Source organism: Streptomyces sp. WP-1, assembly GCF_030450125.1.
In the GTDB taxonomy this organism is placed as follows: domain Bacteria; phylum Actinomycetota; class Actinomycetes; order Streptomycetales; family Streptomycetaceae; genus Streptomyces; species Streptomyces incarnatus.
Window position 1 is genome coordinate 7,191,439 of record NZ_CP123923.1, and the last position, 10,733, is coordinate 7,202,171.

11 protein-coding genes are annotated in these 10,733 nt (G+C 74.0%); 4 read left to right on the forward strand and 7 right to left on the reverse strand.

The features are described 5' to 3' along the window. Positions 1-156: 156 nt before the first annotated feature. Entirely contained in the window at positions 157-1,026 is an 870-nt protein-coding gene (locus tag QHG49_RS31935; protein WP_236576586.1) for an AfsR/SARP family transcriptional regulator, read from the reverse strand. Positions 1,027-1,374: 348 nt separating this feature from the next. On the opposite strand from QHG49_RS31935, the gene QHG49_RS31940 reads away from it, so the two are divergent. Genes QHG49_RS31940 through QHG49_RS31950 form a run of 3 tightly spaced genes read left to right on the forward strand, consistent with a single transcriptional unit; the run spans position 1,375 to position 3,735 of the window. Continuing rightward, positions 1,375-2,373 (forward strand): LLM class flavin-dependent oxidoreductase, encoded by a 999-nt coding sequence (locus QHG49_RS31940; protein ID WP_145484508.1) that lies wholly within the window; start codon positions 1,375-1,377, stop codon positions 2,371-2,373. Beyond that, positions 2,370-3,146 carry a thioesterase II family protein gene (locus tag QHG49_RS31945; protein WP_159707264.1) on the forward strand — a complete coding sequence of 259 codons (777 nt, stop codon included), beginning with the start codon at positions 2,370-2,372 and terminating at the stop codon, positions 3,144-3,146. The genes QHG49_RS31940 and QHG49_RS31945 overlap by 4 nt, the downstream gene beginning before the upstream one ends. A gap of 46 nt (positions 3,147-3,192) precedes the next feature. Continuing rightward, positions 3,193-3,735 (forward strand): flavoprotein, encoded by a 543-nt coding sequence (locus tag QHG49_RS31950; RefSeq protein WP_159707266.1) that lies wholly within the window; start codon positions 3,193-3,195, stop codon positions 3,733-3,735. On the opposite strand, the gene QHG49_RS31955 is transcribed toward QHG49_RS31950, so the two are convergent. Then, positions 3,732-4,589 (reverse strand): hypothetical protein, encoded by an 858-nt coding sequence (locus tag QHG49_RS31955; RefSeq protein ID WP_145484513.1) that lies wholly within the window; start codon positions 4,587-4,589, stop codon positions 3,732-3,734. The two genes, QHG49_RS31950 and QHG49_RS31955, sit on opposite strands and share 4 nt — an antisense overlap. Before the next feature lie 135 nt (positions 4,590-4,724). Beyond that, positions 4,725-5,531: an endo alpha-1,4 polygalactosaminidase gene (locus tag QHG49_RS31960; protein WP_159707268.1), complete on the reverse strand. Its 807-nt coding sequence runs from the start codon at positions 5,529-5,531 to the stop codon at positions 4,725-4,727. Between the two features lie 101 nt (positions 5,532-5,632). Between QHG49_RS31960 and QHG49_RS31965 the strand changes: the two genes are divergently transcribed. Continuing rightward, positions 5,633-6,601: an aldo/keto reductase gene (locus tag QHG49_RS31965; RefSeq protein WP_145484516.1), complete on the forward strand. Its 969-nt coding sequence runs from the start codon at positions 5,633-5,635 to the stop codon at positions 6,599-6,601. Positions 6,602-6,618: 17 nt separating this feature from the next. Here QHG49_RS31965 and QHG49_RS31970 read toward each other — a convergent pair whose 3' ends face one another. The 4 genes from QHG49_RS31970 to QHG49_RS31985 all read right to left on the reverse strand — a co-directional run bounded on the left by QHG49_RS31970 (position 6,619) and on the right by QHG49_RS31985 (position 10,729). Next, positions 6,619-7,110 carry a universal stress protein gene (locus tag QHG49_RS31970; protein WP_301492289.1) on the reverse strand — a complete coding sequence of 164 codons (492 nt, stop codon included), beginning with the start codon at positions 7,108-7,110 and terminating at the stop codon, positions 6,619-6,621. A 15-nt stretch (positions 7,111-7,125) separates the two neighbouring features. Further along, complete coding sequence (locus tag QHG49_RS31975; protein ID WP_301492291.1) at positions 7,126-8,349, reverse strand: SLC13 family permease; 1,224 nt, start codon at positions 8,347-8,349, stop codon at positions 7,126-7,128. 115 nt (positions 8,350-8,464) lie between these two features. Beyond that, entirely contained in the window at positions 8,465-9,172 is a 708-nt protein-coding gene (locus QHG49_RS31980) for a DUF4232 domain-containing protein (RefSeq protein ID WP_145484521.1), read from the reverse strand. A gap of 159 nt (positions 9,173-9,331) precedes the next feature. Then, the gene (locus QHG49_RS31985) at positions 9,332-10,729 is read right to left on the reverse strand and encodes a serine/threonine-protein kinase (protein ID WP_159707272.1); all 1,398 of its coding nucleotides are present in this window, start codon (positions 10,727-10,729) and stop codon (positions 9,332-9,334) included. Positions 10,730-10,733 lie beyond the last annotated feature (4 nt).

The window sequence follows — 10,733 nt, forward strand, 5'->3', positions numbered from 1 at the left end:
CGCGATGCGCTGACACGGAGCTGATGCGACGCGGACTCCTCCGGAACAGGTCCGGGAACGGAAACGGGAACGAGGCTGCGGCGGTACGCCCCCGGCGGTTTCCGGGCGTACTGCCGCAGCCTCGTCGCCGGCCGGCCGCTGCCGGCCGCGGCGCCCCTAGGCGGGCACGGCGGCGTCCAGCGAGGGCGCCTGGTTGAGGATCTGCTGGAGCCGCTGGCGCAGCTTGAGCGAGGGCTCCATGCCCAGCTCGCTCGCCAGCCGGTGCCGCGTGCTGTTGTACGTCTCCACCGCCTCGGCCTGCCGCCCGGTCCGGTACAGGGCCAGCATGAGCATCTCGGTCAGCCGCTCCCGCCAGGGGTGGATGGTGCGCATGCGCTTGAGCTCACTGATGCTGTGCACCGGGTCCGCCAGCTGGATCTCCAGCCAGAGCTTGTCCTCGACCGCGCACAGCTGCTCCTCCTCCAGGGCCAGCGCCACGCTCTGCGACATGGGTCCCTGGGCGACGTCCTGGAAGGGCGCGCCGCGCCAGAGCGCCAGCGCCTCGTCGAGCAGGTGGAGCGCCTGGCCGGGGGTGTGCCGGGCGCAGGCGCGGGCCTGGCCGGCCAGCCGCCGGAAGGCCGCCGCGTCGGTCTCCTCGTCGCCCAGCTCCAGCACGTACCCCGACGAGCGGGTGAGCAGCTCCGGTGCCCGGCCGTCCGGCCCGGCCAGTTGCTGGAGGGTCCGGCGTAACCGGTACACATGGGCCTGGAGCGAGTTCTCGAAGGTGGGCGGGGGGTTCTCGCCCCACAGCTCGGTGTACAGCTGCTCGGCGGCCAGCGGCCGGCCGGGGCTCACCAGCAGCGCCGCCAGCAGGGTGCGCTGCCGGTTGCCGCCGACGGTGTGCGTACGGCCGCCGGTGCGCACCTCCAGGGGGCCGAGGAACGCGCAGACCGGACGCGCCGGGGAAACGCCGCGACCGGAAGGCCCGGAAGGCAGTCTGCGGTCGTTGTTCGGATGGGTGTCCTCGACGTGTGAATAGGTGATCACTTTTTCCTCCTGCCGTGCCGTACGCGGTTCCTTTAATTGACTCCAGTAACCTTCGCAACCGCAAGTATCCAGCACAGGCCGACGTCGCTTACAGGCCAGTGCGTGCCCTTTGAAACAATGCTGGTTTCCGCCGGTGATGTCGGGACGGATCGGAGCATGTCGGACATCATCATTGCGGGTTCGCCACCTCTGCGTTCCGATAATCGAGCCCAGCCACGGCCGGTTAAGGCGCCGTATTAACGGTTTTCCAATTCCCGCGCCCGCTTTCATCGGACGATCAGGAACCTGTCAGGTGCGGTTGCTTGGATCGCGGGTACCGCCGACCGCGACCGGAGAAAGAGGTGTGTGATGGGGCCCGTTCGTCAGCCGCTCCGCGTGGGGGTCCTGTTGCCGACCCGGGAGCAGGCGATCCTCGGCGAGCACAGCGCCTCCTCCCTGCTGGACTTCGCGCGCCGCGCCGAACAGCTCGGCTTCGACTCCCTGTGGACGGGCGACTCGCTCACCGCGCGCCCCCGGCTCGACCCCCTGGTGGTGCTGTCCGCCGTGGGCGCGGTGACCCGCCGGGTACTGCTGGGCACCGCGGCCATGGCACCGGCGCTGCGCCACCCGCTGACGGCCGCGCGCATGGTCAGCAGCCTCGACCACGTCAGCTCCGGCCGACTCGTCCTCGGCGTGGGATCCGGCTTCCCGGTACCGGAGTCCGACGAGGAACTGGCCGCCGTGGGCGCCTCGGCCGCCACCCGGGCCGGCACCCTCGACGAGGTCACCGCACTGTGGCGGACGGCCTGGAGCAGCACCCGGCCCGGCGCGCCCACGCACTTCACCGGCCGGCACTGGCAGGCGGAGGGCCTGGACCGGCTGATCTGCCCGGCCGCGCTCGACGGACCGCCCCTGTGGCTGGCCACCGGCGCCGACAGCGCCCGCGCGCTCGAACGGGCCGCCCGCCTCTACGACGGCTGGCTGTCCTCCCGTACCTCCGCCGAGTCCTACGCCGGTGCCCGGCGCCGCCTGGAGGACCTCTGCCGGCGCGCGGGACGCCGGGCCGGGGCGGTCACCCCGGCCCTGTACCTCACGGTCACGGTCGGCCCGGACGAGCGCGGGGCCAGGGTCGAGCTGGACGACTACCTCGAACACTGCTACGGGCGCGCCCTGGAGCAGATGTCGGCCCTGCGCGCCTACGCGTGGGGGCCCAGCGAGCACTGCGCGCAGCGCCTCGCCGACTATGTGCGCGCGGGCGCCCGGCACATCCTGCTCCGCATCGGATCGCTGCGACCGGAGACACACCTGCGGGAGATAGCGGACGTACTCGTCTCCAAGGCCCGCCAGACAGATCAGGAGAGCACATGAGCACCGCCGGCAGCACCCGACGTGCCCGCTGGTTCACCACCGCCGGGGCCGATCCGCACGCCGACCACCAGGTGTTCCTCTTCCCGCACGCGGGCGGCACCGCCCCGGCCTACCAGGCGTGGGCCGCCACCCTGCCCTCCACCATGGACGTGCGCACCCTGCAACTGCCGGGCCGCCAGGAGCGGTTGGGCGAGGAGCCGTTCACCGACGTGGAGCCCCTGCTGGACGCGCTGCTGGAGGTCTTCGAGGCCGAACTCGACGGCCGGCCCTATCTGCTGTTCGGCCACAGCTTCGGCGCGCTGCTCGCCTACCGCCTGTCCGTGGCCGCCGCGTGGAACGGGCTGCCGCCCCCCGCGCTCCTCGGTGTCTCGGCCTGGGCCCCGGCGCTGGAACCGGCCGCCGAACTGGCCCGGGTCGCCACCATGACGGACGACGAACTCCTCGACCGGGTCGGCCAGTTGGGCCTGATGCCGGAGGGTACGACGCTCGACCCGGCCACCCTGGCCTCGATCATGCCCGCGCTGCGCGCCGACTTCCTGGCGGCCGGCAGCCTGCGCGAGGACGGCGAACCGGCGCCCTGCCCGGTCGCGGCCTACTGCGGCACCACCGACCCGATCGTGGCACCCGGCGACATGGCCGCCTGGTCCGGCCACTGCGCCGACTTCCTCGGCGCGACCCAGTTCCCCGGCGGCCACTTCTACCTCTTCGAGCACACCGCGGCCCTCCAGCACAGCCTGGACCGCCATCTGCGCCGCCTGTCCGCCAGGCTCTGACGACCACGCCCCGTCAGGGGCCGCCGCCGGTCGATACGCTTCCCGGGTGACCGAACACGCCGGGGCATCCGAGAAGCCGTTCCTGTACGTCGTCGTCTGCGCGGCCGGTATCGCCGCGGGCGTCGAGGAACTGATCGCGGCCGCGCAGGAGCGGGGCTGGGAGGTCGGGGTCATCGCCTCCCCGGTCGCGATGGGCGGCTTCTTCGACGTCGCGGCGGTCGAGGCCCGTACCGGCAGGGTCGTACGGTCGGCCTGGCGGTCCCCGGCCGATCCGCGGCCGTTCCCGGCGCCGGACGCCGTGGCGGTCGCGCCCGCCACCTTCAACACCGTCAACAAGTGGGCGGCGGGCATCGCCGACACCCTGGCCGTCGGCACCCTGTGCGAGGCCGCGGGCCTCGGGGTGCCGATCGCGGTGCTGCCCTGTGTGACCGGCACGCTGGCCGCCCACCCCGCCTACCGGGAGAGCCTGGAACGGCTGCGCGGGATGGGCGTGCGCTTCGGGGATGCGTACTCCGGTGAGCCGGGCCCCGGCGGCGGTCGCCCGCAGTTCCCCTGGACGACCGCCCTCGACCTGCTGGAACGCGCCTAGGCGCAGGTCAGCTCCGGCCCCTCCAGCATGCCGCCGGTGTAAAGGGCCTGGCCGTCGGGCATCCAGTAGCCCAGCTTGGAGACCACCGTGGAGCAGGTGGCGCCGACGGTGACGCGGACCTTCACCTGCTCCGGGTGGCCGGGCTGGAGTTCGGTCAGCGCGCAGTCCAGGGAGTACGGCAGCCGGTCCTTCGACGGGTACTCGCCCACCAGCGGGTTGACGCAGCGGGCGTCGGAGGTGGCGATCCGCACCCCGCTGCCCGCCTCGCCGATCAGCCCGAACCGGGCGCTGCCGTCGCCCTGCGCACTGTCCCGGCGCACCGTGTAGGTGAGCGTGGTCGTGGCGTCGCGGCGCAGCGTCGTGCGGTCGACGGTGATGGCGTGGGTGGGCGGCGCCTTGGGCGCGGTCAGCGTCAGGGTGGCCCGCACCTGGCCCGTCAGGTCCACCCCGGCGGGCGCGGACCGTACCCGTACGGTGGCCGTGATGTCGTACGTCCCCGGCCCCGGGTAGTCGCCGGAACCGGGCAGCGGGCCGCCGGCCAGCGTCTTCCCGGAGCGCGTGGCGGTCCAGGTGCCGTTGGTCCGGCAGCTGTAGCGGGCCCGGGTGCCGGCGCGGCCGCAGGAGGCCGGGGCGGAGACCGCGAACTGCGGGGTGCCGCTGCCCGCGCACAGATTGACCAGCGCGTACTGGCCGTTGTCGCCGCGCAGTGTGCCGGCGACCGCGCACAGGGTGGCCGGGTCCTCGGCCTTCGGGGCCGGGGCGGCGGCCGGGCCGCCCCAGGCCGGGGTGACGAGGGCCAGGGGCAGCAGCGCCGCCCCGGCCAGTGCTCTCAGGGTGGTCGGACGAGTCGGCACCGCGTTCCTCCCGGGCGGCCATGACCGGCCGGTCGCCGGTCGCCTGCCCACGAGGATCATCCGACGGTACGACCGCCCGTCGCTCCCACGCCGAACGGTCACCTGGGGGCAGCAGCACAACCGTCCCGGCGGCCCCTACCGCACCGCGCGTACGTACCCGGCGGCGCCCGGGGTGGAGACGTCCCGGTCCCGGCGGACGATGCTCAGCCGCTTGCCCCAGCCGGCCAGGGCCTTGCGCAGTCCGGCCGACGTGTACTCGATGTCCACGACCCGGTCCCCGAACGCCTTCGCGTAGACCCCGCACTCGTCGTACTGCCCGCACTCCTCCGCCACCGCGAAGTCCAGCCCCGCCCGGCGCCGCTCACCGGCCAGTTCGGAGGTGTTCTTCTGCGCGACGGCCAGGTGCCGGGCGTGCGCGTGCCGGGAGAGCAGAGCGATGAAGGAGACCGCGTCGGAGGCGGAGAGCAGCCCGTCGGAGCGGGTGTAGCTGTCGTAGTTGTCCGGCTCCACCGCGTCGAAGCCCTTGCGCGCGCAGTCGTCGATCCATCCGTCCACCCGCCGCGCCACCCGGGCGCGCTTGGCCGGGGTGCCGATGTCGAGCAGCGCCTCGTTCCAGTCCTTGTCCATGACGGCCTTGCCGTGCGCGTCCCGCAGCAGCAGGTCGCGCGGCCAGGAGGCGCGTTCGGCGGGCTGGGCCTGGAAGGCGTTGACGTAGCAGATGTTGTACAGGCCCGCCGCGGGGGAGTCGGACCGGTCACGGCTGACGACGCGGACGCCGGACGGCGGGGGATAGGCGCCGCCGATCTGGTAGTCGAACCCGGTGTGCCGGGGCGGCAGCCGCACCGAGGGCGCCCGCGCGCCGTCGTCCTTCGCGGTGGTGGCACAGCCCGTCAGGACGGAGACGGTGACGGCCAGTACGACGAGTGACGCGGCGCGGAACATGTCAGGATCAAAGCGTTCAAACGCTTCGGCGGTCAAGGCGGTCCCCGGCCACGTCGTAGGCTCGGCCGTGATCACCCGTCCCGAAGACAGGAGCAGCAACGATGCAGTATGTGAAGCTCGGTTCGACGGGCCTGGACGTGTCGCGTGTCTGTCTGGGCTGCATGACCTACGGGGTGCCGGAGCGCGGCAACCACGAGTGGACCCTTCAGGAGGAGGCCGCCCGTCCGCTGATCCGGCAGGCGCTGGAGGCGGGCATCACCTTCTTCGACACCGCCAACGTCTACTCCGACGGCACCAGCGAGGAGATCGTCGGCAGGGCGCTCAAGGACTTCGCGCACCGCGACGAGATCGTGCTGGCCACCAAGGTCCACGGGCGGATGCGGCCGGGCCCCAACGGCGCCGGGCTGTCCCGCAAGGCGATCATGACCGAGATCGACCACAGCCTGCGCCGCCTCGGCACCGACTACGTCGACCTCTACCAGATCCACCGCTACGACCACGCCACACCGGTCGAGGAGACGATGGAGGCGCTGCACGACGTGGTCAAGGCGGGCAAGGCCCGTTACATCGGGGCGAGTTCGATGTACGCGTGGGAGTTCGCCAAGGCGCAGTACACGGCGGAGCGGCACGGCTGGACGAAGTTCGTCTCCATGCAGGACCACTACAACCTGCTCTACCGCGAGGAGGAGCGGGAGATGCTGCCGCTCTGCGCGGACCAGGGCGTCGGCGTGCTGCCGTGGAGCCCGCTCGCCCGGGGCCGGCTCACCCGCGACTGGGGCACGGTCACCGAGCGCAGCGAGCACGACGCCTTCGGCGGCAAGCTGTACCAGGAGGGCGACCGGACGATCGTGGAGGCCGTCACCCGGATCGCCGGGGAGCGGGGCGTGTCGCGCGCCCAGGTGGCCCTCGCCTGGCTGCTGCACCAGAGCACCGTGACCGCCCCGATCGTCGGCGCCGGCAAGCGCGGGCACATCGAGGACGCGGTCGCCGCCGTCGAACTCACCCTCAGCGACGAGGAGATCGAGGAGTTGGAGCGGCCGTACACACCGCGCGCGATCAGCGGTCACTGAGGCGGGAGCGCGCGTTCTCAGGGGTGATGCGGCGGGGGCGGGGGGATGGTCGCGAGGCCGGGGGCCGGTTCGGGCCAGACCAGCAGGACCGGGCAGGGGGCGTGGTCGACGGCGAAGCGGACCGCCGGGCCGAGACTGCGCGGCCCGAGCCGGGACCGGTCGCCGTCCCGGGCCAGCACCAGCAGATCGGCCCCCTCGGCGGCGGTCACCACCTCCCGCTCCACCCGGCCGGCCCGCTCCTCGCACACGGCGGGCCGGCCCAGCCGCCCGGCCGCGGCGGCCAGGAGTGCGGCCGCCGATGTGCCGCCCAGCTCCTCCAGCAGGACACCGGGGTCGCGTTCCGGATGCCCGCGGCCCAGCAGCCCGGCGAACGCGCCGTGCGCGACCCCGGGCACATCGGGCCCGCTGACATGCAGCAGCACCACCTCGGCGGACTCCGGCGCATGCGTGCGCACGGCGTCCACACAGGCGGGCCAGGTGCCCTCCACCAGCCAGACGATCACCCGCATCGGGTCGGCCTCCCGTCACAGAACGCGCAGCGACCCCCACAGTGCCACCACCGCGACGGCGAGGGAGGACGGCACGGCGAGCAGACCCAGCCGGGTGAACTCGCCGAGGTTCACGCCGTGCGCGTGCTGGTGCACGATCCGCCGCCACAGCAGCGTGGCCAGCGACCCGGCGTAGGTCAGGTTCGGGCCGATGTTCACCCCGAGCAGCACCGCGAGCACCGCGCCGGGACCGGCCGGGGCCGCGAGCGGCAGCAGGACCAGCACGGCGGGCAGGTTGTTGACGATGTTCGCGAGGAGGGCGGCGAGCGCGGCGATCCCCAGCAGCGCGGGCAGCCCGGTGCCGCCCGGCACGACGTGCCGGAGCGCGTCGGCGAGCCCGTTGTCCACCACCGCCCGCACCACGACGCCCAGCGCGAGCACGAACGCGAGGAACGCCGGGGCCGCCGCCCGCACCACCGCCACCGGCGTCGCCTCCCGGCGCAGCAGCGCCCGCCCGGCCAGCACCAGCGCCCCGGCCGCCGCCACCCAGGCGGGCTCGACGCCGAACGCCGACGCCACCACGAACCCGGCCAGCGTGCAGAGGACGGTCACCACCGCGAACCGGGGGAGGACGGGCGCCTCGCCGGTGTCCCGCCCCGCCGGGGCCGCCGCCGCGAGATCACCGGCGAAGAACCGCCGGAACACCACGTACTCCACGGCGATCGCCGCCAGCCACGGCAGCGCCATCAGCCCGGCGAACCGGGTGAAGCTCAGCCCGCTCGCCGCGAACGCCAGCAGGTTCGTCAGATTGGACACCGGCAGCAGCAGCGACGCCGTGTTCGACAGATGCGTGCAGGCGTACACATGCGGCTTGGGGCGTACGCCGGTGCGCGCTGCGGTGGCGAACACCACCGGGGTGAGCAGCACGATCGTGGCGTCCAGGCTGAGCACGGCCGTGATGGCGGAGGCGAGCACGAACACCGCCGTCAGCAGCCGCACCGGGCGCCCCGCCGCCCAGCGCGCCATCCACGCCCCGCACGCCCGGAACAGGCCCTCCACGGCACAGAAGTGGGCGAGCATGAGGACCGCCGCGAGGAAGCCGACCACCGGGCCCAGCCGCTCGGCCTCGGCGCGCGCGTGGTCCAGGGAGATGGCGCCGGAGGCGATCACGATCCCGGCGGCCGGGACGGCCATGACCGCCTCGGGCCACCCGAAGGGCCGTACGACGGCGAAGGCGAGCACCGCGAGGAGCAGTACCACGGACAGTGCTTCGGCGAGCGCGCTGTTCAGGGCGGGTCCTTCCGGATTCGATCACGCTTTCCCGCCCATGAAAACAGATGGCCCCGGCCGCCTCGCGACGGCCGGGGCGGGACGGTCAGGGAGCGGTGCCGGGGCTGAACACGGTCAGGAAGACGGCCGAGGAGTTCCCGGAGACCGGGACCTCGCCGCCCGTCCACGTCACCTTCAGATGATCGCGTTCATTCGGCGGGGTGATCAGCAGGGCCGCCGGCTTGGCCGTCTTCGCGCCGCTGACCCCCGGGTTGGAGAAGGTCAGCCCGGCCCAGGCGCTCTGGCCGGGCTTGAGCGTGATCGTCGTCGACGAGCCCGACTCCCGTCCGGGGTTGGGGCCGAGCTGGCCGCCGGACGCGTTCACGAAGGCCGCGCCCGGGAAGCCGCGCACGGTGCAGGTGCGCCCGGAGGTGTTGGTCAGCACCACGGGGAAGTTCTCCTGTCCCGCGCCCGGGTCGTTGCGGCCCACGGAGGCGCGCAGTTCGGAGGTGTGGCAGCGGCTGCTCGCCGCGGCGCTCCCGCCCCCGCCCGAGGTGGCCGTCGCCCGGGTCGGCGCCGTCGCGGGGGCGCCGGTGGCCGCGGAGGAGGCCGGGGCGGCGGGGGAGGACGTGGTCGTGGTGGCGGAGGCCGCCGATGGGGAGTCGCCGGTCGCGGGCGCCGCCGTACCCGAGGACGTCATGGGCGGATTGCTGTGCACGGTCTGGCCGTTGCCACAGGCGGTCAGCAGGCCCAGCACGGCGACCGAGCCCGCGAACAGGGCTCCGCGCCGCGCGGACCGTGGGGTGTACACCATGTCGCTCAACACTCCTGGTTGGTCGGGGCACGCGACGGACGCGTGCCTACGGTGCCGAGTGCGCCGTCACCCCACTCCGATGCACGGACCGTGGGAAAAGTTCGGAACACGAGGATTCTTTTCCCCGCTTCGGACCCGGACCGACCCTCGGCTCACTCCTCAGCGCACCCGCAGCGAGCGCAGTACGCCATCGGTGGCGTCGCCGTCACCCCGCTGGCGTAGCTGCACATACACCTGCGGCTCGGTGGCGCCGCCCGCCGGGACGAGCGCGGACTCGGTGATCGAACCGCCGTCCGGACAGCCGCTCCAGACCCGCACCAGGCCGTGCCAGTCGGCGCCGCGGAAGTCGCGGCTGCCGGAGTAGTGGCAGCCGGAGTGCGCGAGCGCCTTCACCCGTGCGGTGACATCGCCGCGCGCGCTGACCCCGACGAACACACCGTCGACCGGGGCGGCCGGATCGGGCCAGCGGGCCAGGTCGTCCGCCACCACCAGGCCCGGTTCGTGCCCGGAGCCCAGGCCCAGCGCCCGCGGGTCCCAGCCCGAGTCGCGCAGCTCGCGGTCCCAGCCCGCGGGCACCCGGACGCTCACCCGGCCGCCCGCGTCCGCCACCCGCGGCTGCTCCGGGGCCCCGCCGCGGTGGAGCACCACGGTCACCGTGACCGCCGCCACCGCGGCCGCGACCAGCGCGGCCACCGACAGCGTCACCGCGTTCAGCCGGCCCCGGACCCGGTCCAGACGCGGCCGCGCGGGCCTCCCCTCGGCAGCGCCCCGGCCCGCCAGCCGGTCCAGCTCGGCCGCGAACTCCCGCGCGGTGGGCCAGCGCCGCGCCCGGTCCGGCTCCAGCGCCCGCAGCAGCGCCCGCGCCACGCCGTCACCGAGGTCCGGCCGCAGCCGCGCGGGCGGCACCACCTTGCCCGGCGGCCCCGGCACGCTCCCGGTGACCAGCTCGTAGCCGACCGCGCCCAGGCTGTAGACGTCGGCCCGCTCGTCGATGCCCGTGCCGGGCTCCGCCTGCTCCGGGGGACGGTAGCCCGCCGAGCCCGCCGCCAGGGTCAGCGCCGAGCCCTGCGCGAGGCTCTTGGCGAGCCCCAGATCGGCCAGCAGCACCCGCCGGGTGCCGTCCGGGGCGGTGTGCAGCAGCACATTGGTCGGCTTGATGTCGCGGTGCACGATCCCCGCCTCGTGCAGCGCGGCGGCGGCCCGCGCCGCCTCGGCCGTCAGCGCCAGCGCGTCCGGCACCGGCAACGGGCCGTTCCGCACCAGGTCGGCGAGGGTGCCGCCGTCGGCGTACTCCATCACGAAGTACGGCCGCCCGTCGGGGAGTTCACCGATGTCGTAGACCTGTACGACCCGGCTGGAACCGGCCCGGCGCAGCAGCCGCGCCTCGGACAGGAAGCGCTCCCGGACGTCCAGCCGGTGCGACCAGTTCTCGGCGAGCACCTTCACCGCCACCGGGGCCTGAAGCTCCGGGTCGTGGGCGAGCCACACGGTGGCGAAGGCGCCGGTGCCCAGCGGCCGTTCGAGACGGTAGCGGCCGATCCGCTCCAGGGAGTGCATACGA

Excerpts from the sequence above, each read along its gene's own strand:
- QHG49_RS31970 (WP_301492289.1), bottom strand. The coding sequence starts at position 7,110 with ATGCGGGTGATCGTCTGGCTGGTGGAGGGCACCTGGCCCGCCTGTGTG.
- QHG49_RS31980 (WP_145484521.1), bottom strand. The coding sequence starts at position 9,172 with ATGGTGTACACCCCACGGTCCGCGCGGCGCGGAGCCCTGTTCGCGGGC.
- QHG49_RS31940 (WP_145484508.1), top strand. The coding sequence starts at position 1,375 with ATGGGGCCCGTTCGTCAGCCGCTCCGCGTGGGGGTCCTGTTGCCGACC.
- QHG49_RS31960 (WP_159707268.1), bottom strand. The coding sequence starts at position 5,531 with ATGTTCCGCGCCGCGTCACTCGTCGTACTGGCCGTCACCGTCTCCGTC.
- QHG49_RS31945 (WP_159707264.1), top strand. The coding sequence starts at position 2,370 with ATGAGCACCGCCGGCAGCACCCGACGTGCCCGCTGGTTCACCACCGCC.
- QHG49_RS31965 (WP_145484516.1), top strand. The coding sequence starts at position 5,633 with ATGCAGTATGTGAAGCTCGGTTCGACGGGCCTGGACGTGTCGCGTGTC.
- QHG49_RS31985 (WP_159707272.1), bottom strand. The coding sequence starts at position 10,729 with ATGCACTCCCTGGAGCGGATCGGCCGCTACCGTCTCGAACGGCCGCTG.